Below are 26,390 nucleotides of genomic sequence, written 5' to 3'. Positions count from 1 at the left end.
GTCCTGTTTCGATTGCCGCTATTTTGCCCAATTCGCGTGCCTTGCGTGCCATGGTCGCGAGCCGGGCCGGCGTGAACAACCGCAGCGGTCGTACGGAGAGAAAAGCGGTCCGGCGGGCCAGCGGCCTTCATGCGGCAGCATGAGCGAAAGCGGCGAGTTGCAGCCGTGGCCGAGCGGCTTGTCCTGAAGACCGTGAGGTCGAACCCGTCGTTCATGGACGGCCCGGCAGGATGGATCGCGAGATCGCGGTAGCTGGCGATGTCAGGCAGTGGAAGTTTGCCTGCGCCTCCGTCGGCGAATTCGCGTTGCGCCGCATGCCATGCCGATTGTCGGCACGTGCGGGTAGCCGATGCCGCTCATTATTCCCGCCATGATTTCGCCGTCTGCTGCCGGCCATGCGGCGCGCGCGCACCGCATGGCCGGATACGTCCTCGGCACCCTCGATTCCTCAATTGGGATACGAAATGACAGAAATGCCGTTCCGGCCGCGGGTAAGAGTTAAACCGACGATTTTCGTTTTCCCTCGTAAATCGCGGGCTTCCATGCTCGTTTCGCTAGCGGGCCGATCCCTCAAGCCCGTGGGCCGCAACGGTTTTTGGTATCCTGAATCCTCGTTGCAAGAGGCGCGGGAAATCCGCCTCGGCAGTCCTCTCATAAACGAAACAGATATCGAAGAACAAGCTCGCAAGGCCGCGCGCTGCCGGGCGCGCTTGCACCAACTGCAATTCACGCATGACATGAACGGAACGACCCAGCAAACCATCGTGCAGGCGCTACGCACGCGCATCCTCTCCGGCGAGCTCGCGCCCGGCGAGCGGCTCGTCGAGGCGCAGCTCGCCGGACGCCTCGGCATTTCGCGCACGCCGCTGCGCTATGCGTTGAGCGTGCTCGCCACCGAAGGCCTCGTCGAGCGTTCGGGCGCACGCGGCTATGTCGTGCGGCGCTTTTCCGTGACCGACGTGCTCAACGCCATCGACGTGCGCGGCGTGCTCGAAGGGCTCGCGGCGCGCTCGGTGGCCGAACGCGGCGTGGATGCGGCGCTTGTGCGCGCGCTCGAAGATTGCCTGCGCGAAGGCGACGCGATCTTCGCGGACGGCGCGCTCGACAGCGAAGCGCAGACGCGCTACGCGGCGATGAACGGCCGCTTCCACGCACTGATCGTGGAAGCAGCGCACAATCTCGCGGTGAGCGCGGCGCTCGGGCTCAACGACAAGATTCCGTTCGTTTCGCCGGGCACGGTGGTGTTCGACAAGTCCGCGCAAGAGCGCCAGTCCACGATGCTTTCGTACGCGCACCGCCAGCATCACGCTATCGTCGGCGCGCTCGTGAACGGCGAGGGTGCGCGCGTCGAGGCGCTGATGAAAGAGCACACCCATATTTCCAAGGAAAGCCTCAATCTCTCGGTCGACCGCCTGCCTCTGATCGCACGCGCCGCATGAGACACGGCAGGATCCCACCCCAGAACGAGATCATCGAGCCGTGAGCCAGCCCGAACTCCTGAACCTCGCGCATCTGCGCGCTTTCCGCCTCGTTGCCGATACCGGCAGCGCGACGCGCGCCGCTTCGGCGCTTTATCGCGCGCAATCGGCCGTCACGCGCTCGGTGCAGGAACTGGAGACGGCGCTCGGCTCGCCGCTCTTCGAGCGCAAGCCTTCGGGCATGCTGCTCACGGCCGCCGGCCGCGCGGTGCTCGAACGTTGCGGGCGCATTTTCAGCGAACTCGAAGACCTCGCCCAGTGGTGCGCCGCGCGCCAGGCGCGCCGCCGTACGCTGAGCGAAGGCGCGCTGCCCGCCTACCTCCTCAACACGCGGCGGCTGCAACTCCTGGTCGCGCTCGCGCGGCACCGCCACATGCCGAGCACGGCCCATGCGTTCGGCATCAGCCAGCCCGCGGTGAGCAGCGCCATGCGCGTGCTCGAAAGCGGTTCGGGCGTGACGCTCTTTCATCGCGGGCCGCGCGGCGTGCTGCTCACGGCCGAGGGCGAAACCTTCGTGCTGCACGTGCGGCGCGCGCTCAACGAACTGCGCCACGTGCCCGACGACATCGCGGCGCTGCGCGGCAACATCCAGGGCGCGGTGACGGTGGGAGCGCTGCCGCTGGGACGCACGTTGATTCTGCCGGCCGCCATCGCGCGCCTTTGCGCGCAGCATCCGGGCGTGCGCGTCGTGACAGACGAAAGCGCCTACGAACTGCTGGTGGCCGGCCTGCGCGCGGGCGACGTCGACTTCGTGCTCGGCGCGCTGCGCGAAAACGACACGGCCAGCGGCCTCGCCAGCGAACGGCTGATGTCCGAGGACATGGTCGTGCTCGCGCGGCGCGATCATCCGCTGGCGAACCGGCATGGCCTCACGCTGCACGACCTGCGCGACGCCCGGTGGATTCTTTCGCGCGCGCATTCGCCGTCGCGCGGGCTGCTCGAAGCGCAGTTCCGGCGCGTGAAGCTCAAGCCGCCCATGCCCATCGTCGAAACCGCCGATCTCGCCGTGATTCGCGGCCTGCTGCTCGGCACGGACATGATCACGGCGCTTTGCGCGCAGCAACTGCACTATGAAATCGAGTCGCACCAGCTCGCGATTCTCGACGTGCCGTTGCAGCACACGCGCCGCGATATCGGCCTCACGCTGCGCGCGCAGGGCTCGCCCTCGCCTGCGGCTCGCGCGCTGATCGACGCGATCCGTCTTGCGGTGATGGACATGGCGCCGGCCGCGCGCGTGGTGGAAGGACGGCGCGCAGGTTGAGCGGGGGCGCCGCATAGAAGCGAAACGAGCACCGCCCGCGCGCCAGACGCAATCCGCGCTGCGCGCACTCGCCACGGCAGCGATTTTTCAGTCATTTCCGGTCCACCATACGTCGATCGTCACGATGCCCCATCGCAGGTTTGCGCACATTGCGCGAACCTGAGAAAGGACTGCGCGAGCGCATCGAATCTGCTTATTGACGGGCACTGGCGCGAATTCGGGAGCGCCGTGCGAACCGGTCGGCCAACGCGTTGGTTGAGCGCGCAACATGGCGAAAGTGCTAGCCACAGCCGACTCGCCTATCCCCCTCCCTACCCCCCAACGAATCGGGCTTTCGTTGCGTCTGCATCGGCTTCGTGAGACCGAAGTTGTTGCGTAAACGCTGAATACACTCATTCGCGGTGATCGAATAAATAACAATCATTCTCATTTGTAATACAATCCGCATACTTTTGCCGGAGCCGACGGAGTACGCCCTGACGCACCCGTCCAGCCGACGAGCAAAACCATTCGCCCAGGGGCCTCGGGGCATCACAGGCACCAAGGGCGCCCGCGCCACTATCGCTTCGAACTTTTTATGTCCGCACCCCGTTTTCACGCGCCTTTCAATCCGCCTTCGACCTTTTCGACGTCCCGCGCCGCCATCGTCGCGGCCATCACCGCCTTCAGCCTGCCAGCCGCGGCGTTCGCGCAGGCGGCCGCGACATCGACCGCCGCAACCGGCGACGCCGACAACGCCACGTTACCCGCGGTGAAGGTGCAAGCGGCACAGGAACCGCTGCCGGGCGACCTGCAGCCGACCTTCGGCGGCGGCCACGTGGCGCGCGGCGGCGACTTCGGCGTGCTCGGCTCGCAGAAGAACATCGACATGCCGTTCAGCATGACGACCTACACCGCGAAGCTGATAGAAGACCAGCAGGCGCGCACCATCGGCGACGTGCTCTCCAACGACCCCGCCGTGCGCACGGCCTACGGCTACGGCAACTTTCAGGAGATCTACGTCATTCGCGGCTTCACGCTCGACAGCGACGACATCTCGCTGAACGGCCTCTACGGCATCACGCCGCGCCAGCTCGTCGAGACGGCCGCGCTCGAGCGCGTGGACATCTTCAAGGGCGCGAGCGCGTTCGTGAATGGTACGTCGCCCAACGGCAGCGCGATCGGCGGCAGCGTGAACCTGCAGCTCAAACGCGCCGACGACAAGCCGCTCACGCGCGTGACGCTCGAAGGCAGCGCGTCGGGCGAGTTCGGCACGCATATCGACGTCGGCCGCCGCTTCGGCGAGAACGACCAGTTCGGCATTCGCGTGAATCAGTCGAACCGCGACGGCGAAACGAGCATCGACGACGAAATGCGCCGCAACAACCAGACGGCCGTGACGCTCGACTGGCGCGGCGAGAAGCTGCGCCTCGAAGGCGACTTTCTTTACCAGCGCCAGCACGTCTCGGACGGCCGTCCGGTCGTCTACGTCTCGGGCGACGAGATCCCGGCCGTGCCTTCGGCCACCCATAACTATGCGCAAACCTGGTCTTATAGCGACGCGGAAGACACGGTCGGCATCCTGCGCGCCGAGTACGACTTCCTGCCCGGCTGGACGGCCTACGTGACGGGCGGCGTGCGCCACACGAACGAGCACGGCGAATACTTCTCGCCCTATTACACCGACCCTGCGAACACCTCCGGCTCGCGGCTCGGCGTGGTGCGCAAGGAAGGCGCGACGTCGGCGGAAGCCGGCGTGCGCGGCCGCTTCGACACGGGCCCGGTGAGCCACTTCGTGACCGCGGGCGCCTCGATCGTGCGCGTGGAGACGCAATCGGGCTGGACCTACGGCGGTCCGTTCGCGACCGATCTCTACGACACGGCGCAGGTGCCGTATCCGCCGACGAACTCCTCCGCCGGCACGAACGGCAACCCGCCGATCACGGCGCTGAACCTGCTGCGAAGCGTCTCGGCATCGGACACGCTCGGCTTCTTCCACGACCGCGTGCTGTTCACGGTGGGCGTGCGTCATCAGGAAATTCTCTCGAACGGCTACTCGTCCTCGACGCTGCTGCAGACCTCGAACTACAACGACTCGATCACGACGCCGCTTTTCGGCCTCGTCGTCAAGCCTTGGGAAAACGTGTCGATCTACGCGAACCGTAGCGAGTCGCTTTCGGCGGGCGGCATTGCCCCGCAGAACACGCTGAACTACGGCGATCAGCTCGCGCCCGAGCGCACGAAGCAGTACGAAGTGGGCGCCAAGTACGACAACGGCAGGTACGGTGCGCAGCTCGCGCTGTTCCAGCTCGAAAAGCCGCAGACCTACACCAATACTGCGCGCGTGTTCGTGGCCAATGGCAACGAGCGGCATCGCGGCGTGGAGGCGTCGGTGTTCGGCGAGGTGTACAAGGGCGTGCGTCTGATTGCGGGCGCAACTTACCTCAACGCCGAGCAGCGCGGCACCGATGGCGGCGCGACCGACGGCAAGAAGCCGGTGGGCGTGCCGAGCTTCCTCGTCAACCTGGGCGCCGAATACGACGTGCCCTGGGTGCAGGGCCTCACGCTCTCCGCGCGCTGGACCCACACGGGTCCGCAGTATTTCGACGCCGCCAATACCATGTCGATCCAGGCGTGGGACACCGTCGATCTCGGCGCGCGCTACTCGACGAGCGTGTTCGGCCGTCCCACCACGTTCCGCGCCAATGTGTACAACCTCGCGAACAAGGCTTACTGGTCGTCGACCAATGGCGGTTATCTAACGATGGGCGCGCCACGCACGGTGTTGTTCTCGATGACGACGGACTTCTGAGCGGTCGTCGTCCGCGCGTAGCGACGCGAACAAAGGGCCCGGCGGATGAACTGCCTGGCCCTTTCGTTGCTGGCCGGTATGCGCAAGGCGTCGATTCCTTCGCGGCCCGCCACCGTAAGACGCAAACCCATCCCACGCTTTGCTGCGCACGGCGCGCGATCGAATACCGGCGAATGATGCGGCATCCTTATCATCCTGACGGTGCGCGCAACAAAACCCGCGTGCCGCATGCAAATGTCACATCGACCGCCAGCCCGTCATCCTCGCAGATTACGCGAGGCGCATAAACGCGCGCACCCATAGGGCGCGGTCCTTGTCTGTCCGCTAAACTCATTCCACATCGAGGCGGTTTCGAGAGATAACGGCTGGCGGAGCAAGTCCGCCTATATCCCTGGTAGATGCCTTTACTGGATAAAGGCGGGCACCGCGAAGATAAAGGGCTGTTCCGATGCGACTAACCGTTCAAATTGGGCTCGGCGCACTCGTCGCCGGATTACTGGTGGGATCGAGCCTTTTCGCGGCGGACAAGTCGGCCGTTGCGGCCACGCTCGCGGCGAAGACGGCGAGGGCAGCGGCCAACGCCGGCGCCGCGTCTGGGCCAGGCGCGGCTTCCGCGGCCGTCGCCGGACCGCCTGTCATCCAGACCGCGCCCGGCGCCGTGCTGCCCGAGGCCGCGGCGCCCGCGCCGCTCGGGCAGCCGCGCTCGCGCACGTTCACGCTGCGCCAGATGGGTGTGTACGGGCCGATCGCGCTGCGCGGCCTCGATCCCACCGCCAGCATGAACGTCGACGTCCGCACCGACGAAGTCGTGACCGGCGCCAGGCTCAAGCTCGTCTACACCTACTCGCCGTCGCTCGTCTGGGCGCTTTCGCATCTGAAAGTGTTCGTGAACGGCGAAGTCGTCGCGACCATTCCACTCGTCAAGGAAACGGCAGGGCAACTCGTCACGAGCGAGATCGATCTCGACCCGCGCCTTTTCACGGACTTCAACCGCATCACCGTGCAGATGATCGCGCACTACACGCTCGACCACTGCGAGGACGCCTATCATTCGAGCCTCTGGGCCGACGTGAGTCCCGAAACGTCGCTCAAGCTCGACACGGCGGGCATCGTGCTGCCCGACGACCTCGCGCTGCTGCCCGTGCCGTTCTTCGACCGCCACGACAACCGCCTCGTGCGCGTGCCCTTCGTGCTGGCCGCCAACGCGGGCGTGCCCGTGCTGCGCGCGGCCGGCATGGTGTCGTCGTGGCTTGGCGCGCTGGCGAGCTATCGCGGTGCGCGCTTCCCGGTCACGCGCACCGCGCCGCCCGACGCCAACGCCATCGCGCTCGCGTTGCCGAACCAGGTGCCCGAAGGGCTCAAGCTGGCGGAAATCAAGGGCCCCACGATCTCGGTCATGCCGAACCCGGCCGCCGATCCTCAGTCGGGCCGCAAGCTCCTCGTGCTCGCGGGCCGCACGCCCGAAGAACTGCAGAAGGCCGCCTACGCGCTCGTGCTCGGCCAGGCCGGCATGACGGGCAGCAGCGTGATGGTGCAGTCGGTCGATCCCGGCCCGGCCCGCAAGCCCTATGACGCGCCGAACTGGGTGCCCACCGACCGGCCGGTGCTGTTCCGCGAACTCGTGAGCGACCCGCAGCAGTTGCAGGTATCGGGCTACAACCCGCCCGCGATCCGCGTGAACCTGCGCGTGCCCGCCGATCTCTACGCCTGGGCGCGCGGCAACGTGCCGCTCGACATCCGCTACCGCTACACGGCGCCTTCGGCGTGGAACGATTCCGTGCTCAACGTGAGCATCAACGACCAGCTCGTGCGCTCGCAGCATTTGCGGCCCGTCACGCGCGCGTCCGACGAGGCGCGCATCAACGTGCCGCTGCTTTCTGGCCCCGATACGCGCGCCTCGACCAATCTGGAGATTCCCGCGTTCCGCGTGGGCAGCGACAACCAGTTCCAGTTCCAGTTTCATATCGATTCGCAGAAGACGGGCCTGTGCACCTCCACGGCCGCCGACGTCGCGCGTGCGGCCGTCGACCCCGACTCCGTGATCGACTTCAGCGGCTTCGCGCACTACACGGCGCTGCCGAACCTCGCCTACTTCGCGAACAGCGGCTATCCGTTCACGCGCATGGCCGACCTCTCGGAGACGGCCATCGTGATTCCTGACGCGCCCGACGCGAAAGACCAGGAAGCCGTGCTCACGATGCTCGGCCACATGGGTCAATGGACGGGCCTGCCCTCGCTGCGCGTGACGATCGTGCCCGCAAGCGAGGTGGACAGCGTGCGCGAGCGCGACCTGCTCGTGATCGGCTCGGGCTCGGGCGCGCAACTGCTCGCGAAGTGGGGCAAGGATCTGCCGCTCCTGATCGCGCGCGGCAAGACCGAAGTGACGACGCGCGACCAGCGAAGCGGCTGGCCCGGCTGGCTCGGCGGCATCGAGGATCAGGATTCGACGCCGTCGGGTCGCTCGATCGTCACGCTCGGCGGCCCGATGGCCGCACTGATCGCCTTCGAGTCGCCGCTCAGGAGCGGCAAGAGCGTGGTGGCGCTCGCCACCACCTCGTCGGCGCAGCTTGGCGACGTGCTCGACGCGCTCCAGGACGGCGGCAAGATCTCGCAGATGCACGGCGACCTCACGCTCGTGCGCCAGGGCCAGGTGGAGGGGCTGCGCGTGGGCGCGCGCTACTTCGTCGGCGACCTGCCGTGGTATGCGCGAGCGTGGGTGCACATCTCGCGCTACCCCTCGCTGATGGCGCTCGCGGGCATACTCGCCGGCCTGATCGTCGCGCTCACGGTGTTCTGGGCGCTGGGCCGCATGGCCTCCCGCCGCAGCGGGACCTGACGATGCGTCCGGGCCTGGCCTCGCTCGCGCCCGTTCTGGCGCCACGCCTCGCGCGCTGGCTCGCGGCCGGTGCGCTCGCATGCGCGCCGCTGGCCCTGCTGCCGCCGGCCGGCGCGGCACGGGCGGCCGCGCCCGGCACCGCCACCGCCTGCGCGTGGCCCGCATGGAGCGCGTTTCGCAGCACCCTGCTGAGCGCGGACGGGCGCGTGATCGACGCGAGCACGCCGCGCCAGGTGACCGTCTCCGAAGGGCAGTCCTACGCGCTCTTCTTCGCGCTCGTCGCGAATGACCGCGCGAGCTTCGAGAAAGTCCTCGCGTGGACCGAGAACAATCTCGCGCAGGGCGATCTCGCCTCGCATCTGCCCGCGTGGGTCTGGGGGCGGCGCGACATCGGCGAGGACGGAAAGCCGGTCGCGGCTGCGGCGGCGTCTGGGAGTTCGGGGGCGTCGGCCGCCGCCGCAGCGGGCGCCGCGCAGGCCGGCGAGCCGCAGTGGGGCGTGATCGACGGCAACTCCGCCAGCGACGCCGACCTCTGGATCGCCTACACGCTGCTCGAAGCGGGACGTCTATGGAACGAGCGGCGCTATACGGCGCTCGGGACCGTGATGGCGCGCAACATCGTGCGCGAGGAAACCGCCGTGCTGCCGGGCCTCGGGCGCACGGTGCTGCCGGGGCCGGTCGGCTTCACGATCGGCAAGGACGGCTGGCGCCTGAATCCGAGCTACGTGCCGCTGCAGGTGATGCGCCGCTTCTTGCTCGATCAGCCGCAGTCGAGCGAATGGAAGGCGCTGCTTGTCTCGTCGACGCGGCTCGTCAACGACACCGCGCCCAAGGGCTACTCGCCCGACTGGGTCGAATACCACGCGAGCGGCGGTTTCGCGCCCGACGCGCAAACCCAGGCCGAAAGCGCCTACAACGCGATCCGCGTGTACCTGTGGGCAGGCATGCTCGCCAGTGACGACCCGCTGCGCGCCGGCACGCTGACCACCTTCAGGCCGCTCGCGGACTTTGTCGGCGCACGCGGGTTTGCGCCCGAACGCGTCGATACGCGCACCGGCACCCCCGGGCCGAACGCGGGCAACGGCGGTTTTTCCGCAGCCGTTGCGCCGTATCTGGCCGCGCTCGGCCGCGCCGATCTCGCGAGCACCCAGGTCCAGAGAAGCCGCACGCTCGCACAGCAGTCGCCGCCCGGCTACTACAGCAGCGTGCTGATGCTCTTCGGCCTCGGCTATCTCGACGGGTTCTACCGTTTCGACGCGCAAGGCCGCGTCGCCCCAGCATGGACGAGCGCATGCCCCACGCCGCGCTGAACGCCCCCGCGCACGCCGGCGCCGTCCGTGGGCGCAGCGCGCGCCGCGCGGCGCGGCGCGCGGGCGCACGCGCCTCGCCGGGCGCGGCCGGTCCAGGCTTGCCGCCGCGCCCGTGGCCGGCCTTGTCGCCGAACATGGCGCGCCTCGTCGCGCTGGTCTTCGCGGCCTCGCCGTACCTCGCCTGCGCGCAGGCGGGACCCAGACCCGGCACCCAACCCGGCACCAACGTCGGCACCAGCGCCGCGACGCCCGCCGCCCAGGCCGCGCAACTGCTCTCGGCCGCGCGCATGTGGGAAGGCAAGGACCGGCCGGACGTCGCGCGCGGCCTCGTGCAGAAGGCGCTGCTGTTCGACCCTCAGCAACCCGACGCGCTCGCGCTGCTCGGCCAGATCGAGCTGCGCTCGAACCGTCCCGCCGAAGCCGCGAAGATCCTCGCGCGGCTCAGGAAGATCGCCCCGAACGCGAGCGCCACGAAGGAGCTCAATGACGCCTACCGCGTCGCCACGAGCGGCAAGATGGAGATGGCGCAAATTCGCCTGCTCTCGGCGGCGGGGAAAAGCGACGAAGCCTCGGCGCGCCTGCTCAAGCTGTTTCCGAACGGCGCGCCGGCGGGCGATCTCGCGCGCGACTACTACCGCATCCTCGCGGGCACGACCGAAGGCCGCGCGCGCGCGATCGGCGAACTGCGCGCGCGCGTGCGGCAGAATCCCGACGACCCGCGCCTCGCGCTGATCCTCGGCGACCTGCTCACCGACCGCGCCGACACGCGCATGGAAGGCCTCAACCTGATCTATCGCGTGTACCGTCGCCAGGACAGCAACCGCGCGCTCGCGCTCGAACTGTGGCGGCGCGCGCTGGCGAGCGCGGGTCACGACGATCCCGCCTATTACGTGTGGTATCTGCGTTATCTGCAGGAGGTGCCCGACGATACCGACGCCCGCCAAACCGTGGCCGATCTCGGCAAGCTAGTCGGGGCGAAAGGACAGGCGCAGGCGCTTGCCGAGGCGCAGAACCCGTCGGCCGTCATCACGGCGCCGGCGCCCTCGCGCGCGCCCGGCGGCGGCGGGGCCGCCCAGGCCCGCGCCCGCCCCGGCCCCGGCGCCGCCGACCGCGCGCGCGGTCTCGCGCAGCTCGATCGCGGCGATCTGAAAGACGCCGAAACCTCGCTGCAAAGCGCCCAGCGCGCCAACCCCAACGACGGCGAGACGATCGGCGCGCTCGGCCTCGTGCGGCTGCGTGAAGGCCGCCACGACGAGGCGCGCGAACTGTTCGCCCGCGCGCTCAAGCTCGACCCGGACAACGCCGGCAAGTGGCGCAGCCTCGAAAAAACGGCCGCCATCTGGGGCACCATCGCGAAGGCGCGCGAGGCCAATTCCCAAGGCAAGCCCGCAGAGGCCGAAGCGCTCGCGCGCGAGGCGCTCAGGCTCGATCCGGGCAACACGAGCGCCACCGACATCCTGGGCAACGCGCTCATCGCGCAGAAGAAGTGGCCGGAAGCCGAAGCCGTGCTGCGTCCGCTCGTCGACGCGCCCAAGCCCGACATGGACGCGCTGCGCGGCCTCGTGACGGTGCTGCGCGAAACCCGTCGCGAAGCCGAGGTCGGCCCGCTCATCGCCGCGACCACGCCGCGCGTGAGCGGTTCGAGCGCCGAGCTCAAGCGGCTGCACGCCGAACTGCTGTCGATCCAGGCCGACCAGCTGCTCGCCGACAACCGCAAAAGCCCGGCCATCGCGGCACTCGAAGAGGCCGTGCGGCTCACGCCCGACGACGCCTGGACGCGCTTCACGCTCGCGCGCCAGTATCGCGACCTCGGCCTGCCCGCGCTCGGCCGCGAGGTGATGGAAGACGGCCTGCGCGTTTCGCCCTCGCCCGACATGCGCTACGCCACGGCGCTCTATCTGAATTCCGTGGACGACGTCGACGCGGCCGCCGCGCAGCTCGACGCCGTGCCCGCCGCCGAGCGCAGCGAAGGCATGCGCGAGCTGATGGGCAACCTCGCCGCGCAAAGAAAGCTCGCGCAGGCCCGCCAGCTCATCGCGCAGGGCAAGGAAGACGAGGCGCGCGCGCTGCTCGACTCGGCTGCCGACGACGCCAATGCGGCCAACGATCCGCAGATGCTCGCTTCGGTCGGGCGCGAGTGGATCGCGATCGGCGAGACGGACCGGGGCCTGAAGCTCGTGCAGGACTGGCTCGCCGCGCACCCCGACGACCCGGCGGCGAACGGCGCGCGCGTGCGCTACGGCGAACTGCTCGCGGCGGCCAACCGCGACGACGCCTGGGCGAACTGGATCGACGCGACCCGCGATCAGCCCGGCATCACCGGGGAGCAGCTGGCCAGTCTCGACGACCAGGAGCTGCGCCTCGCCGTGCGAGAAACCGACCGCCAGATCGAAGCGGGCGACCTGACAGGCGCGCGCCATACGCTCGACGCGGTGCCCGGCCGACTCAAGTCGAACCGGCGCTGGCTGCTCGCGGAAGTCGACCTGCTCGAAGCGAAGGGCGACTACAGGGACGCGATAGCCTCGGCGCGGAAGGTGCTTGCCGCGCAACCCGACGACGCCGACGCACGCCTCGCCGTTGCGCGTATGCTGGAGCGCATGGGCCGAGACCGGGAGGCTGCGGAGATGGTGCGTGCAGTGCTGGCCGATACCGCCGACAACGACGTCGACACGCGCCTTGCCGTGGCGCGGCGCTTCACGGCGCTCGGGCTCGACGACGAGGCTTCGGCCGTCGTCGAGCCGTTGCGCGAGCAGTATCCCGACAACCCCGATATCACGATCCAGGCGGGACGCGTCGCCCAGGCGCGCGGCGAGTACAACGAAGCCGCGAACCTCTACCGCGCCTCGCGCGCGCAGGAGCAGGCCGCGGGCACGCAGCCCGACGCCGACGGCACGACGTCGGCGGGCCGCGCGCTGCAAGGCCTCGAAGACCGCAAGCAGGGGCAGGTCGCGACCGGCTGGTATCAGTCGAATCTCTCCGGAGACGCCGGCATCTCGGAGCTGCACGCCACCGAAGCGCCAGTTTACGTGCGCATTCCCGACGGCTATACGGGCCACTATTTCTTCCACGCGGACACGGTCTATCTGAACGCCGGCACGCTGCCCGCCAACGACCTCGATACCGCGGACAGGTATGGCAAGATCGCCGCGCTCGGCAACGCCGGGCTCTCGCCCGTCAACGAAATGGCGACGGGCGTCGCGCTCGCAGCGGGTTACGAGTTCAGCGGCGCGAACAACAGCTGGCGCGCCGACATCGGCAGCACGCCCGTGGGCTTTCCGATCCAGAGCGTGCTGGGCGGCATTCAGTACCGGCACGATTTCCGGCACGCGTCGCTTTCGTTCGACGTCTCGCGGCGGTCCGTCACCGCAAGCCTCGTTTCCTATGCGGGCGGGCGCGATCCCGTGACCGGCGAGCTGTGGGGCGGCGTGGTGCGCAACGGCTTCACCGTGCGCGGCGCGCAGGACTTCGGGCCCGGCACGATATTCACGAGCATCGGCTTCGGCCTGCTGACCGGCAAGAACGTGCAGACCAATCAGGAGTTCAAGATCCGCAGCGGCTACGACTGGTCGGTGTTCAGGCGGCCCGACCAGGTCGTGTCGAGCGGCCTGACACTCAATTACTGGAAGTACTCGAAGAACGAGCACAACTACACGTTCGGAAACGGCGGCTACTACAGCCCGCAGAGCTATTTTTCGGTCGGCATCCCGCTCGACTGGACCGGCCGCTACAAGAAGCTTTCGTGGGAAATCGACGGATCGGTGGGCATGTCGTTCACCAACGAGGACGAGTCGCCGTTCTTCCCGACGCGGCCCGGCCTGCAGGCCCAGGCGCTCGCCTTCATGAACGCCAACGACCTCGGCTCGCCCTACTTCGGCGGCGGCTCGGGCGGCGGCTTCAGCTATACGCTCGAAGCGGCGCTCGAATATCGCGTGACGCCGCATTTCGTGGTCGGCGGGCGCTTTTCGATCGACCGGTCGCGCGACTACGCGCCGAACGTGGGAGTGCTCTACATGCGTTACTTCTTCTCCCCGCAGAAAGGTCAGGTGCCGTTCCCGCCGCGGCCGGTCACGCCTTATTCGGCTTATTGACCTCGCCAGCCGATCCGGATAACCGAGCAAGCGCGCATGATGACGACGAACCCCGCGACCCGAGCAAGACGATGAACGATCCCGCCATACTCCCCGCCGCGCCCGCCGGCGCCGGACGCGATACGCGACGCTCGCTGTTCTCGCGCCTCGCGCGCCGCGAGCCGCTCGCCATCGACGGCCTGCCGGCCACGCTCGCCACCCTCGGCGCGGGCCAGATGCACGTGGTCTACGCGAGCGCCTCGCCCGCGCGCGACGCGTTCTTCTGGCAAACCGCCGCCGCCGCGCTCGCGGGCCCCGCCACCGTGCTCTCCACGCGCGACGCCGCGAGCCTTGCCGCCACGCTGCGCGATCATGGCGTCGACATCGACAGGCCCGGCTCCACGCACGCGTGGGCAAACGTGTGCGCGCTGCGTCCGGTCGCCGATCGCGACGGCGCGCAGGTGCTCATCGAGGCGCTCGACGCGCTCGCCCACCAGTGCGCGGCGCCCGAGAGCCAGTTCTTCATCGAGGGCGCGGAGGCATTCTTCAACTGGCAGGACGCCGCCGCGCTCGCGGGCCAGGGCGCGCGGCTCGCCGGCTGGTGCGCGCAGCACCGTTACGGTGTGCTGATGGTCACGGCGCCGCCCGGTCTCGGCGACGACCGGGAGCACCCTGAACTGGCCGCGTTCCAGGCGCGCTTCGCGGGTGCGGCGCAACTGCACCAGGTACGGGGCCAGTATCACTGGGAGGTGGCGTTCTGGCGCGCGGGGGACGCCGTGCACGGCAGCCAGACGCTGCCGCTGCGCTTTTCCGCGGCCGATCACCGCCTCACGGTTTCGGGCGGAACGTTCGAGAGCGAGATCGGCGAGGCGGGCCTGCTCGCGCCCGACGAAGGCCGCGTGATCGTTTCGCGCGACGCCATGCTGCACGAGCGCGTGCTGCCGCCCGCCTGGCAGGTCGTCGACAACAACGAGGCCGCCGTGGCCGCCGCGCGCACTTCGATCGCGGCCACGGTGATCCTCGACTTCAGCGTGAACCGCGACCTCGAAACGCTCGCCGGGCAGGTGCACACGCTGCGGCTGCAATGCGGCGAGGCGCTCAAGATCATCGTGCGCGAGGATGCCGTGGCCATGCGCTACGAGTCGCTCATGCTCAACCTCGGCGCGAATCGCGTGATCGCACGCCAGACGTCGCTCGCGCAGGTCGAGGCGATCGTCGAGAGCCTGCAGGGCCAGGTATATTCGCGGCCCATGCCCGCCGACTACCGCACGGCGCTGGCCGCCGTGGTGCATGGCGAGGAAACTGGCTACGTGAGCTCGGCGCACTTCGTCGAGCTCGTGCGCTCGGCGGTGGAGCGCAGCCGCGTGATCCAGCTACCGAGCGTGCTGATCCGCCTCGCGCTGATGCCCGAGGTCGCGCACGTGGACGCGCTCAAGGACTGCCATCTGCGCCGCGCGGGAGACATCGTGACGGCGAGCGGCGACAGCCTTTATGTGTTTTTCTTCGCGTGCCGCCTGAGCGACGCCGACGCCGTTTGCCAGCGCGTATTCCAGCGCCCGCTCGCCGAACTGTTCCAGGGCGAGGAACGCTACGGCGACGGCCGCACGATCACCGACGCGCTCGACGCGCTCGCCGACGAGATCGAAACCACGCCGCCGCCCGACTATTCGGGCTGGCTCGCGATCAACGCGGAGCAACCGGCTGCGGCGCCGGGGCGGGCGAACGGCCCGACCGCGCAACCGGTGGCCGCTGTGCCTGACGCACCGGATACGCCGGCGGGGTCGCCGGAACCTGCGGCGCCCATCGCCGGCGGCCTGCTGCCCGCGCTCGAAACCGCTGCCCGCCATGACAGCGCAAAACCGCGCGCCGCACCGCGCCGCGCGCCGCTGCCGCTCAAAGCATAGGAGCGCGACATGAGCTTCTTCCTCGGTTACTTTGTCTGGGGCCTGGTACTCGCCGTGCCGCTCTACTGGATCGGCTGGCGCCTGCGTCTTGCGCGCTTCGTGCCGGTGTGGCTGCGTCCCGCGCGTTCGCGCCCGCTCCAGTTGCCGGCGCAGCTCGACCCGCTGCTGATTCGCGGCCAGCGCCGCTTCGACCAGACGGGGCCGCGCCGATGAAAACCCTCGCCATCGTCTCCGCCGTCGGCGGCGCGGGCCGCACCACGCTCACGGCCGCGCTCGCCGGGCTGCTCGCCGCGCGCGAGCATGCCGCGCTCGCCGTGGAATGCGATCCGAGCAACGTGCTCGCGCTGCATTTCGGGCTGCGCGAGAGCCCGCGCGAAGGCCTCGTCGCGGATCTGGCGGGCGGCGCCGACTCCGGCGACGCCTGGTCGCGCGCTGCGCTGCAAAGCGACGACGGCGTGTTCGTGCTGCCGTGGGGGCGCCTCGCAGACGGGCACGAAACCGGCGGCGACGACGCCAGCAGCCGGCTCGACGCGCACCCAGGCTGGCTGCGCGAACGGCTCGCCCGCGTGGACCTGCCGCAGCCCGCGCTCGCCCTGGTCGACGCGGGCACGTGGCCCTCGCCGCACGCGCGCCAGGCCATCGACGCCGCCGATCTCGTGCTCGGCGTTCTCACGCCCTGCGCCACGGCGTGCGCGACGCTGCCGCGCTTCGCCGCCGCGCTCGCGGGCGCGCAAAAGCGCAGCGTGTTCGTCGCCAATGCGGTCGTACCCGCGCGCCAGTTGCACATGGACGTGGTCTCGCTGCTGCGCGCGCGCCTCGGCGCAGCCATGCTGCCCTATCTCGTGCATGCCGACAGCGGCGTCCCCGCGGCGCTCGCAGCCGGCGAAAACTTCTGTCTGAGCGCGCCGAGTTCGCAGACCGCGCACGACCTCAACGGCATCGCCTCGTGGATCTCGCACTGGAGCGCCGGCGCGAGCCTCGACGCACCCGACGAACTGCTCGCGCAGCAAGCTGCGCATGGAGGCACGCCATGATCCGCGAGCGCATCGCCGCGCTGCGGACCGCGCTCTGGGCGTCGCTGCGGCGCCTGGGCGCGCCCGAGCTCGATCTCGCGGCGGACGCCACGGGCGCCCAGTGGCTCCTGCGCGCCTTCTTCCGGCCGCCGCCCCCCGGCCGGCGCGACGTGCCCGCACTGGCCCTCGCGTGGCTCGCGAGAGACACCGGCCATCGCCTGAACATGGGCCGCGACCGCTCCGCGAGCGCATGGCTGCTGCGCCTCTTCCTGCGCCCGCGCCGCGCACGCCAGCGCCTTGCCGCCGATCTGCGCAAACTCCACAAGACGCCGCAAGGCCGCCATCGCCTCACGCTGCGCGCGCGGCTCGGCCGCCTGCTCGAACCCGTGTATCGCGGCGTCTCGCGCGCGGGCTCGGCCCTCGGCAGCCGTTTGCCCGAGGTGCCCTGGCAGGCCGCCGAACAGCACCTCGAAAAGCTCTCGGCTACGCTCGACGGCGTGCCGTTCCTGCGCCAGTGCCTGCTGTGGCTCGCCTTCATCGCGGCCATCGCCGTGTGCACGACGCCGCTGCCGTTCGGCGGGCAGGTGCTGCTGTTCCTGCTCGTGTACGCCGTGGTGATGGTCGCGCGCCGCCTGCCCGGACGCCTCGCCACCATGCTCATGGTGATGCTTTCGATCCTCATGACGGGCCGCTACGTCTGGTGGCGCACGACGCAGACGCTGCATCTCGCGAGCCCCGCGGAGGCGATCGTCGGCTACATCCTCTATGCGGCCGAGCTTTACACGTGGATCGTGCTGATCTTCGGCTACGTGCAGACCGCGTGGCCGCTGCGCCGCAAGCCGCAGCCGCTGCCCGACGATCCCGCCGACTGGCCCACCGTCGACATCTACATTCCCACCTACAATGAGCCGCTTTCCGTCGTGCGCCCCACCGTGTTCGCCGCAAGCTCGATCGACTGGCCGCGCGACAAGCTGCGCGTCTACATTCTCGACGACGGCGACCGCGACGCGTTCCGCGACTTCGCGCGCGAGGCGGGCGTGGGCTACCTGCGGCGCGAGGAGCACACGCACGCGAAGGCCGGCAACATCAATCACGCGATGCCGCTCACCCAGGGCGAGTACATCGCGATCTTCGACTGCGACCACATCCCCACGCGCTCGTTCCTGCAAACGACCGTAGGCGTCTTTCTCGCCGACAAGAAATGCGCGATGGTGCAGACGCCGCACCACTTCTTCTCCCCCGACCCGTTCGAGCGCAATTTCGACACGTTCCATCGCGTGCCCAACGAAGGCAGCCTCTTCTACGGCCTGATCCAGGACGGCAACGACTTCTGGGACGCCACATTCTTCTGCGGCTCGTGCGCGGTCATCAAGCGCGCGGCGCTCGAGCACATCGGCGGGATCGCGACCGAGACCGTCACCGAGGACGCCCACACCTCGCTGCGTCTGCACCGCCACGGCTACACCTCGGCTTACCTGCGCACCGTGCAGGCCGCCGGCCTCGCCACCGACAGCCTCGCCGACCACATCGGCCAGCGCATTCGCTGGGCGCGCGGCATGACGCAGATCTTCCGCATCGACAACCCGTGGGTCGGCAAGGGGCTCTCGTTCTTCCAGCGCATGTGCTACAGCAACGCCATGCTGCACTTCTTCTACGGCTTCCCGCGCCTCATCTTCCTCGTGATGCCGGGCGCGTACCTGTATTTCGGACTGCATGTCATCAACACGCCCGCGCCCGTGATCCTCGCCTACGTGGTGCCGTATCTCATCATCGCCGCGATCGCCAACTCGCGCATCCAGGGGCGCTACCGGCATTCCTTCTGGGCCGAGGCCTACGAGTCGGTGCTCGCGTGGTACATCGTGCTGCCCACGACCATGGCCTTCATCAACCCGAAACTCGGCAAGTTCAACGTGACCTCGAAGGGCGGCCACATCGAGCACGAGTATCTCGACTGGACTATCTCGACGCCCTATCTCGTGCTGCTCGCGATCAACGTGTGCGCCATGCTCGCAGGCGTTGCCCGCCTCACGATCTGGCCGACCGACGAGCCCGCCACCGTGTTCATGAACCTCTTCTGGGCCGGCGTGAATCTCACGGTGCTCGGGCTCGCGCTCGGCGTGGCCAAGGAAGCGACGCAGGTGCGCGTGGCGCACCGCATACCGCTGCGCGTGCCCGCCATGCTCACGCTGCCCGACGGCCGCACGCTCGCCTGCAAGACCGAAAACTATTCGATGGGCGGCCTCGGCCTCGTGCTGCCCGCCGACGCGCCGAAGCTCGAAGCCGGCGGGCACATCAACGTGATGCTTGCGCGCGGCGTGCTGGAGCACGACTTCCCGGCCGTGGTCGCGCGCGTTGCCGACCGGCATCTGGGCGTACGCTTCGTCGACATGACCGTGGAAACGGAGCGCAAGCTCGTGGAATGCACGTTCGGCCGCGCCGACGCCTGGCTCGAATGGGAAGACGTGCCGCCCGCCGACGCGCCGCTGCACGGCCTCGTCCAGTTGATCGAGCTGAGCTGGCAGGGCTACATGCGCCTCATCGACGCGTTCTTCGACGCAATCGAAAACTTCTTCACGCGACGCCGGCCGGGCCAGGCCAGCCAGCCCTGAAAACCGGAACCGCCGCCCCACCCTGGAACGCGAACCATCATGGGTCTCTGGAACCTCTACTTCCTCGCCAAGCTGTACCTTTACTCGATCGGCACGCTCAAGCCCCAGTGGTGGATGAACTTCGCCTTCGTGATCCTGCTGCTCGCGCCGCTGCCGAGGCGCTGGCTGCGCGTCTCGCGCAACGTGATCGCGGTGATCGCCGGCATCGCCATCGCTTACCACGAGTCGAGCATGCCCGACATCGGCCGCGCGATCTCGCAGATCCCCGTGCTCTTCACGTTCACGCCCTCGTACATGTTCGAGCTGACGCGGCGCGTGGTCTCGCTCTCGATGCTCGTCGCCGCCGTGATCGCGGTGCTGCTCTACTTCCTCCTCAACCGCTGGGTGCGCGTAACGACGCTCGTGGTGATCGCGCTCGTCGTCATGCCGGTGTGGCAGGGCGTGGGCTCGTTCATCGCGAACGCCACGGCCAACGCCTCGCTCGCCAGCAGCGGCGACGAAGACAGCGGCACGGGCAAGAAGCGCGACGAGCAGTCGGGCAGCTACGACCAGCAGCTCGCGGCGTTCCGTTCCAACGAGGAAGGCCGCCATGTGAACTTCACGCCGCTCACGACCGATGCGAACGCGCAGTTCGACATCATCGTGGTGCATATCTGCTCGCTCTCGTGGGACGACCTCGATGTCGTGAAGATGCGCACCAACCCGCTCTTCTCGCGCTTCGACTACATCTTCCAGAACTTCAGCTCGGGCGCGAGCTACAGCGGGCCGGCCGCGATTCGCGTGCTGCGTGCGACCTGCGGACAGGAAGCGCACAAGGCGCTCTACGACCCTGCGCCGCCCGAGTGCCACTTGTTCGCGCAGCTCGCGCAGGCGGGCTATACGCCGCAGGCGCTGCTCAACCACAACGGCCGCTTCGACGACTTCCGCAGCACGGTGATCAAGGAAATCGGCGTGCCGGGCGTAACGATTCCCCCGAACGACGGCCTGCCCGTCGCGATGAGGGAGTTCGACGGCTCGCCGCTCATCGGCGACTACGACGTGCTCGCGCACTGGTACAAGCAGCGCGTCGCCTCGGGCGGCGGCCCGGTCGCGCTGTACTACAACACCGTCTCGATGCACGACGGCAACCGCCTGCCTGCCCCGAACAACGCTCTCACGAGCCTGCAGTCCTACCCCATTCGCCTGCAGGCGCTGCTCGGCGACGTCGACAGGCTGATCGATCTCATCGCGCAATCGGGGCGCCGGGCCGTGATCGTGTTCGTGCCGGAGCACGGCGCGGCGCTGCGCGGCGAAGAGAACCAGATTGCCGGCATGCGCGAGATTCCGACGCCGAACATCGTTCACGTGCCGGTCGGCGTGAAGGTGGTCGGCCTGCCCGCCGGCAGCGAGCACACCGGCGGCGTGACGACGATCGACACGCCGACGAGCTATCTCGCGCTCGCGCAACTGCTCTCGAATCTGATCGGACACAGCCCGTTCGCCACGGGCGCACCGCCGCTCGCACAGTACGCGAACAACCTGCCGCAAACGCGCATGGTGGGCGAAAACGAAGGAACCGTGACGATGACGACGCCCACCGGCTACGTGATCCATACGCCGGACGGCGTGTGGGTGGAGGGCAAGTAATGGCGATGCGCCTGTGGAGGTCCGTGCGGCGCGCGCGCAGCGGTCCCGCGCTGCCGAGCGATATCGACGCGCTTGCACGGCTGGTCGAGGGCGTGGATCGCGACCGCTATCTCGACGTCCAGGCCGAGGACGCCTGGCAAGCGGCCGCGAAGCGCTGGCCGCTGGTGGCGGCGGTGCTGGAACTGACGGTCGAGGAGCAAAAAGGTTGAGCCACGAGCCGGCCGCGGCGGCGCTGCGCCGTTCAGTACGCCACGCTTCTCGCTGAGCCGGCGGGCGGTGTGCGGCGGCTATTGCGCTCCGCTCTTGCGCGCAGATCAGGGCGAGCCCGCTGCCTGGCGCGGCTGTCGCGAGGAAATTGAGCGGCGTGTGTGCTGCCACGCGCGGTCGTCCGCGCCAGTCTGCCGGCGATTCCGATGAGCCTCGCCGGCGCGCGGCCATGCGCCGGTGACGAATCGAACAATGCCTTACGCGCCGGCTCGCCTCAAAAAAGCGTTGCGCGGCCTCGGCTTCGGCCGAACGGGTGGGGGTCGCCGTGGAAGAGTTCCATGGTGAGCTGCGTCCAGTCTCCCGCCCGGGAAACATGACGTGCGCGGGCGCCGCCGCCATGCCGCGACGACGGAATGTGCTCGGCAGGCGGCACGTCGAAGAGATCGCGCGTCACACCGCGCGCCTGCTGCGCGCATGCCTCGTTGCGCACACGCTTCGTCAGGTCGGCGTAGGCGTCGAAGTCGCCGAGGCGCGACGCCTCGTGGATGGCCGCGAGATCGCGCGCTCTCACGAGCGTGGGCTGCGTGAGGCGCACGAAGTACGGCGCCTCCAGCTCCGCCGTGAACACGAGCGGATGACTTTTGCCGCCCGCTTCGGAAGCACGCTCGACGCAATCCACCACCGCCGTGCGCTGCGAGCGGCCAGGCGGCTTCGCCGTGGCAACGCTGCGCAGCCGCTCCGGGTACACGCGCAGCGAGCTGCCGACACTGAGTTCGGCAGGAGAAACGCAGACGAGCGCGTAGTGATGCTCGCGCGCGGCGCCCGAGGGCAGCCTGGCGCCGCTCGTGACGAACACATGCTGCGGAAGCTGGCGCACCTGGCCGCTCGCGTCGATCCACGCGTTCCAGACGAGCACCTCCGCACGCTTGCCGCGCTTGTCCTGCGCCGCACGCGGCCGGGTTGCCGCCGGGGAAAACAGCGCGAGAAGCGAGCCGGTGCGCAGCGCGGCAACCTGCGCGCTGCTGCCGAGCGACTGGCTGATGCCCCATAGAAACCGCCCGCCACCCTGCCGGCGCTCCCACTCCTTGCGCAGGACGAGGGTGGGGAGATCCACGCCGGCCTCCGGCCCGATGCGGGACCAGCAAAACGTGGGCGGTAGGTGTTTGAGTGCCATCGACTTCCTCGGAATGCAGCCGCCCGCCGATTTTGGCGGGCAATTCAATAACCGTTACTGTATAGGTATAATGCATGACATGGAAGCCCCAGACACCAAATTCCCCGTGCAGGAACTGCTGCGGCGGTTATCGGACGACACGCGCTCTGCCAGTGAAATCGCGAGGCTTTCCGGGGTGAGTCAGCCTACGGTTTCGCGTCTTCGCACGTCTAACGGCCGGCGGGTACGCCGGAGTGCATCATTCAATAAGCTATGCAGTTTCTACGGCATGAAGACTCCGTCTTCGAGCCGGCCAGCGGGCGCTTATAACGAATTGCTGCGCAACGCGATCGTCGAGGCGTGGGACGGCTCGGAAGAGCATGGCCGCGCGCTGCTCGTCGTCATCAAGGGATTGAAGGAACTAAGGGAACGGCACGTTTGATCGGGCGCACCGGTGTCTCCTGCTCGCGGGGCAGCGAAAGGTAGCCGCCTATGGGAAATTCGCCGCACAGTCGGGGGGCGATGGGGCCTCGCGAACCGTCTGGAGGTCATGGTTGACGGCGCAATCCCCATATCTGGTGACCTTCGGAATTCCCTGCGCCGCGTGGCGCGGATGCGTAAGATGGTCACGCCAGCGCGACGGCCGCCCGCTCGCAGGCCCGGCGCGTCGCGACGTTTGACATGGCCTGCCTCAGCACCGCGCCCCCCATCATGCCGATCGACCAGCACGCCCCCACGAACTCGCCTGCCACGCTGCGCGGCCAATGCCTGTGCGGCGCCGTGCGCTATACCGTCGCGAATGCATTTCGTTATGCGTTCAACTGCCATTGTTCGCGGTGCCGCCGCGCCACCGGTTCCGCATTCAAGCCGTTCGCGGGCATCGAAATCGAAGCGCTGCACCTCACCGCCGGCAACGCGCAGACGATGATCTACGGCGACCCGCAAGCCGCCCACGACGTGCACTGCGGCCGTTGCGGCTCGCTGCTCTATTCAGTCGTGCGCGAAGGCGCTTATGTCCATGTGACCCTCGGCACGCTGATCGATACGCCCGACATCCGCCCCGCCGCGCACATGTTCGTGGGATCCCGGGCACCGTGGGTCGAAATCGTCGATTCGCTGCCTCGGTACGACGAATTTCCGCCGTAGCGCCACGCCGCCCCAAGCGAGCCGCGATACCGTCATGCGGACGCGCCGCGTTCCTGCCAGCCATTGCGCCCGCTGGCCGGTTTCGCATCCTTACTCTTGTTCACACGCACTCAGAGCCTCATATGGACTTCATGACGATTTTGACCTTCACGCGCGGCGAGTCGGGCGTCAACCAGTCCTTCGGCAAACGCGTTCAATATAGGGTTGCAATTCGTACGTGAGATACGGCATGTGCGAGCGAATGCAGAACGCGCTGTCGGGTAAAGGGAACGATGTCGCGCCACGTATTCTGTGGGTGGAAGCCGCGAACCATTCGCGCAAAAAATGGTCTAATGCAATCACGTGGAAAATGCGCAAGCCGCCGCGTTAGCAAGCGATTCGACCCTGAAGGCGGTCAATGTGCCGCAAACACGACGATTCGGGTTGCCTCGCATGCCGTAACGCACTACCATACGCGGTCTTTCTGCATTGCACGAAAATCCAGGCTGCCACGCCTTTGGGCGTTTGGCGCTCGCTTGGCGGGACCGGCCTGCGCCCCCGCCCACTCCCCTGCAATTTCGTCATCGCCAGGACGCCACGCCACGCCGCTGGCGCGTGACCCTTTTTGCCCTTGTCGGGCTATCCCTTCGAGGAGAATGTATTGACAAGCCATGACCGGGACGACGCGCTGCCCTCGTCTGCCCGCCCCGCACGCCGTTCGTCAAAAGACAAGACCGGCGATACGACGCCGATGGACGCAGGCTCGCAACTCGAAAAACGTCAGCATCAAATGCGGGCGCTCATCAAGCTAGGCCGCGAACGCGGTTACCTGACCCATGCGGACATCAACGACCATCTGCCCGACAACTTCGCGCAGACGGCCGCGCTCGAGACCATCGTCGCCACGTTCAACGACATGGGCGTGCAGGTCTACGAGCAGGCGCCCGACGCCGACACGCTGCTCCTGAACGACGAAACCCGTGCCGACCAGCAGGCCGACGACGAAGCCGACGAAGAAGTCGAAGTCGCGCTCTCGACGGTCGACTCCGAATTCGGCCGCACCACCGACCCCGTGCGCATGTACATGCGCGAAATGGGTTCGAGCGAGCTGCTCACGCGCGCCGGCGAAATCGAAGTCGCCAAGCGCATCGAAGACGGCCTTCAGGAAATGATCCAGGCGATCGCGGCGTGCCCGTCGATCGTCGCGACGATCCTCGCCGACGCCGACCGCGTCGCCGCGGAAGAAATGCGCATCGACGAACTCGTCGATGGCATCGGCAGCGACGAAGCCGCGCAGGAACCGGCCATGGCCGACGCTGACGCGGACGAAGAAGTCGAAGCCCAAGCGTCGGACGAAGAAGAGTCGGACGACTCTAGCGACGACGAAGACAGCGACGGCGACAACAGCAAGGCTAACGAAGCCCAGCTCGCGCAACTGAAGGCGGACAGCCTCGCGATCTTCGCGCGCGTTCGCACGCTGTTCGAACAGATGGCATGCACGACGGACGCCAACGCGCGCGCGTCGGCCGCGGAAATGAAGATCTGCGCCGACATCCAGACCGAGCTTGCGCCGATCCGGTTCACGGCCCGCACCATCGACCGCCTGTGCACGCTGCTGCACGAGCAGGTCACGCAGATCCGCGCGATCGAGCGCAACGTGCTCGCCATCGTCGTCGATCGCTGCGGCATGCCGCGCGAAGCGTTTGTCGAGCAGTTCCCGGGCCACGAAACCGATCTCGACTGGGGCGTGCGCGTCGCAGCCGCGTCGAGCAAATACGGTCCCTCGATCGAGCGCAGCCTGCCGGCCATCCAGGCCGAGCAGCGCAAGCTCGCCGAGATCGAGGCGGCTGCGTCGCTTTCGCTGCAGCAGATCAAGGCGATCAACCGCCGCATGACCGTCGCCGAGTCGAAGATGCGTCAGGCAAAGGGCGAGATGGTCAAGGCCAACCTGCGTCTCGTGATCTCGATCGCGAAGAAGTACGTGAACCGCGGCATGCAGTTCCTCGACCTCATCCAGGAAGGCAACATCGGCCTGATGAAGGCGGTGGACAAGTTCGAATATCGCCGCGGCTGGAAGTTCTCGACGTACGCGACGTGGTGGGTGCGTCAGGCCGTGACGCGTGCGCTGGCCGACCAGGCGCGTACGATCCGCGTGCCGGTGCACATGATCGAAACGATCAACAAGCTCAACCGCATCTCGCGCGAGATCCTGCAGCAGACGGGCATGGAAGCGCATCCTGCGGACCTCGCCGCGCGCATGGGCATGACCGAAGAAAAGGTGCGCGGCATCCTCAAGATCGCCAAGCAGCCTGTCTCGCTCGAAAGCCCGGTGGGCGACGACGGCGACGCGACGCTCGGCGACATGATCGAGGACGCAGGCTCGGCATCGCCGGCCGATGCCGCGATCCACGCAAACATGCGCGCCGCCATCGACGAGGCGCTCAAGGCGCTCTCGCCGCGCGAGGCGAAGGTGCTGCGCATGCGCTACGGCATCGACACGACGTCGGACCACACGCTCGAAGAAGTGGGCAAGCAGTTTGACGTGACGCGCGAGCGTATCCGCCAGATCGAAAGCAAGGCGATGCGCAAGCTGATGCACCCCAGCCGCGCGGACAAGCTACGGCCGTTCCTGGAGCGTTAAGCGGTTGTATCGCTGCGCTCGCTTTCGGCGCTGGAATGAAAAAAGCCCGTCACGTATGTGACGGGCTTTTTGTTGGGCGGTCAAAGTAGTGCGGGCGTTTTCTTCCTGACCTGCCCCCGGTTTTAGTACGCTGACGGTGTAGAGTCCGTTCCGACAAGGAGCGGTCATGAAAAAGCGATTCACCGAAGAACAGATTATTGGCGTGCTGAAGGAAGGCGAGGCGGGCCTGAAGCCAGCAGAGCTGTGCCGCAAGCACGGCATCTCGGAAGCGACCTACTACATATATGGACTGCTCTCAAAAGCAAACGGAATTGACGAACACGGAAGTCGATTGCGTACATATATCCGGCGTCAGGGCATCGCCCAGCG

At 68.1% G+C, this 26,390-nt stretch carries 17 protein-coding genes; 16 read left to right on the top strand and 1 reads right to left on the bottom strand.

Going from position 1 to position 26,390, the window contains the following annotated elements; all coding sequences use genetic code 11:
• The first annotated feature begins 737 nt into the window (after window positions 1-737).
• The 12 genes from BLU17_RS09865 to bcsR all read left to right on the top strand — a co-directional run bounded on the left by BLU17_RS09865 (window position 738) and on the right by bcsR (window position 21,104).
• Window positions 738-1,439, top strand: a complete 702-nt coding sequence (locus tag BLU17_RS09865; RefSeq protein ID WP_091996722.1) for a GntR family transcriptional regulator — start codon at window positions 738-740, stop codon at window positions 1,437-1,439.
• A gap of 40 nt (window positions 1,440-1,479) precedes the next feature.
• A complete protein-coding gene (locus BLU17_RS09860; RefSeq protein WP_091996545.1) occupies window positions 1,480-2,739 on the top strand; it encodes a LysR family transcriptional regulator in 1,260 nt (419 codons plus the stop codon).
• 577 nt (window positions 2,740-3,316) lie between these two features.
• Entirely contained in the window at window positions 3,317-5,530 is a 2,214-nt protein-coding gene (locus BLU17_RS09855; RefSeq protein WP_091996544.1) for a TonB-dependent receptor, read from the top strand.
• A 448-nt stretch (window positions 5,531-5,978) separates the two neighbouring features.
• Entirely contained in the window at window positions 5,979-8,366 is a 2,388-nt protein-coding gene (gene bcsB, locus BLU17_RS09850; protein ID WP_091996543.1) for a cellulose biosynthesis cyclic di-GMP-binding regulatory protein BcsB, read from the top strand.
• A 2-nt stretch (window positions 8,367-8,368) separates the two neighbouring features.
• The gene (gene bcsZ / locus BLU17_RS09845) at window positions 8,369-9,676 is read left to right on the top strand and encodes a cellulose synthase complex periplasmic endoglucanase BcsZ (RefSeq protein WP_091996542.1); all 1,308 of its coding nucleotides are present in this window, start codon (window positions 8,369-8,371) and stop codon (window positions 9,674-9,676) included.
• Window positions 9,658-13,764: a cellulose synthase subunit BcsC-related outer membrane protein gene (locus BLU17_RS09840; protein WP_245746789.1), complete on the top strand. Its 4,107-nt coding sequence runs from the start codon at window positions 9,658-9,660 to the stop codon at window positions 13,762-13,764. The genes bcsZ and BLU17_RS09840 overlap by 19 nt, the downstream gene beginning before the upstream one ends.
• A gap of 71 nt (window positions 13,765-13,835) precedes the next feature.
• Window positions 13,836-15,647 (top strand): cellulose biosynthesis protein BcsE, encoded by a 1,812-nt coding sequence (gene bcsE, locus BLU17_RS09835; RefSeq protein ID WP_091996541.1) that lies wholly within the window; start codon window positions 13,836-13,838, stop codon window positions 15,645-15,647.
• Window positions 15,648-15,656: 9 nt separating this feature from the next.
• Window positions 15,657-15,860, top strand: coding sequence for a hypothetical protein (locus tag BLU17_RS09830; RefSeq protein WP_091996540.1), 204 nt, complete (start codon window positions 15,657-15,659; stop codon window positions 15,858-15,860).
• Entirely contained in the window at window positions 15,857-16,681 is an 825-nt protein-coding gene (bcsQ, locus tag BLU17_RS09825; RefSeq protein ID WP_091996539.1) for a cellulose biosynthesis protein BcsQ, read from the top strand. The genes BLU17_RS09830 and bcsQ overlap by 4 nt, the downstream gene beginning before the upstream one ends.
• Window positions 16,678-19,269 (top strand): UDP-forming cellulose synthase catalytic subunit, encoded by a 2,592-nt coding sequence (gene bcsA / locus BLU17_RS09820; RefSeq protein WP_091996538.1) that lies wholly within the window; start codon window positions 16,678-16,680, stop codon window positions 19,267-19,269. The genes bcsQ and bcsA overlap by 4 nt, the downstream gene beginning before the upstream one ends.
• A 39-nt stretch (window positions 19,270-19,308) precedes the next feature.
• Window positions 19,309-20,895, top strand: a complete 1,587-nt coding sequence (gene bcsG / locus BLU17_RS09815; protein ID WP_091996537.1) for a cellulose biosynthesis protein BcsG — start codon at window positions 19,309-19,311, stop codon at window positions 20,893-20,895.
• Window positions 20,895-21,104 carry a BcsR/BcsP family cellulose biosynthesis protein gene (gene bcsR, locus BLU17_RS09810; protein ID WP_245746788.1) on the top strand — a complete coding sequence of 70 codons (210 nt, stop codon included), beginning with the start codon at window positions 20,895-20,897 and terminating at the stop codon, window positions 21,102-21,104. The genes bcsG and bcsR overlap by 1 nt, the downstream gene beginning before the upstream one ends.
• Window positions 21,105-21,376: 272 nt before the next feature.
• On the opposite strand, the gene BLU17_RS09805 is transcribed toward bcsR, so the two are convergent.
• Entirely contained in the window at window positions 21,377-22,276 is a 900-nt protein-coding gene (locus BLU17_RS09805; RefSeq protein ID WP_091996536.1) for a hypothetical protein, read from the bottom strand.
• 79 nt (window positions 22,277-22,355) lie between these two features.
• Between BLU17_RS09805 and BLU17_RS09800 the strand changes: the two genes are divergently transcribed.
• The 4 genes from BLU17_RS09800 to BLU17_RS33705 all read left to right on the top strand — a co-directional run.
• Complete coding sequence (locus BLU17_RS09800) at window positions 22,356-22,697, top strand: DNA-binding protein (protein WP_091996719.1); 342 nt, start codon at window positions 22,356-22,358, stop codon at window positions 22,695-22,697.
• A gap of 239 nt (window positions 22,698-22,936) precedes the next feature.
• Window positions 22,937-23,401 carry a GFA family protein gene (locus tag BLU17_RS09795; RefSeq protein ID WP_425434080.1) on the top strand — a complete coding sequence of 155 codons (465 nt, stop codon included), beginning with the start codon at window positions 22,937-22,939 and terminating at the stop codon, window positions 23,399-23,401.
• A 640-nt stretch (window positions 23,402-24,041) separates the two neighbouring features.
• Window positions 24,042-26,021: an RNA polymerase sigma factor RpoD gene (gene rpoD, locus BLU17_RS09790; protein WP_091996534.1), complete on the top strand. Its 1,980-nt coding sequence runs from the start codon at window positions 24,042-24,044 to the stop codon at window positions 26,019-26,021.
• A 166-nt stretch (window positions 26,022-26,187) separates the two neighbouring features.
• The coding region (locus BLU17_RS33705) for a transposase (RefSeq protein ID WP_245746787.1) at window positions 26,188-26,390 on the top strand (203 nt) is incomplete at its 3' end.

It is taken from the genome of Paraburkholderia lycopersici (assembly GCF_900096975.1).
Lineage (GTDB): Bacteria > Pseudomonadota > Gammaproteobacteria > Burkholderiales > Burkholderiaceae > Paraburkholderia > Paraburkholderia lycopersici.
This window is presented reverse-complemented; position numbering and strand designations above follow the sequence as displayed.

What these genes read in the sequence shown, in the direction of transcription:
- BLU17_RS09865 (WP_091996722.1), top strand. Translation starts at nt 738, where the DNA reads ATGAACGGAACGACCCAGCAAACCATCGTGCAGGCGCTACGCACGCGC.
- BLU17_RS09855 (WP_091996544.1), top strand. Translation starts at nt 3,317, where the DNA reads ATGTCCGCACCCCGTTTTCACGCGCCTTTCAATCCGCCTTCGACCTTT.
- bcsB (WP_091996543.1), top strand. Translation starts at nt 5,979, where the DNA reads ATGCGACTAACCGTTCAAATTGGGCTCGGCGCACTCGTCGCCGGATTA.
- bcsZ (WP_091996542.1), top strand. Translation starts at nt 8,369, where the DNA reads ATGCGTCCGGGCCTGGCCTCGCTCGCGCCCGTTCTGGCGCCACGCCTC.
- BLU17_RS09840 (WP_245746789.1), top strand. Translation starts at nt 9,658, where the DNA reads ATGCCCCACGCCGCGCTGAACGCCCCCGCGCACGCCGGCGCCGTCCGT.
- bcsE (WP_091996541.1), top strand. Translation starts at nt 13,836, where the DNA reads ATGAACGATCCCGCCATACTCCCCGCCGCGCCCGCCGGCGCCGGACGC.
- BLU17_RS09830 (WP_091996540.1), top strand. Translation starts at nt 15,657, where the DNA reads ATGAGCTTCTTCCTCGGTTACTTTGTCTGGGGCCTGGTACTCGCCGTG.
- bcsQ (WP_091996539.1), top strand. Translation starts at nt 15,857, where the DNA reads ATGAAAACCCTCGCCATCGTCTCCGCCGTCGGCGGCGCGGGCCGCACC.
- bcsA (WP_091996538.1), top strand. Translation starts at nt 16,678, where the DNA reads ATGATCCGCGAGCGCATCGCCGCGCTGCGGACCGCGCTCTGGGCGTCG.
- bcsG (WP_091996537.1), top strand. Translation starts at nt 19,309, where the DNA reads ATGGGTCTCTGGAACCTCTACTTCCTCGCCAAGCTGTACCTTTACTCG.
- bcsR (WP_245746788.1), top strand. Translation starts at nt 20,895, where the DNA reads ATGGCGATGCGCCTGTGGAGGTCCGTGCGGCGCGCGCGCAGCGGTCCC.
- BLU17_RS09805 (WP_091996536.1), bottom strand. Translation starts at nt 22,276, where the DNA reads ATGGCACTCAAACACCTACCGCCCACGTTTTGCTGGTCCCGCATCGGG.
- BLU17_RS09800 (WP_091996719.1), top strand. Translation starts at nt 22,356, where the DNA reads ATGGAAGCCCCAGACACCAAATTCCCCGTGCAGGAACTGCTGCGGCGG.
- BLU17_RS09795 (WP_425434080.1), top strand. Translation starts at nt 22,937, where the DNA reads ATGGCCTGCCTCAGCACCGCGCCCCCCATCATGCCGATCGACCAGCAC.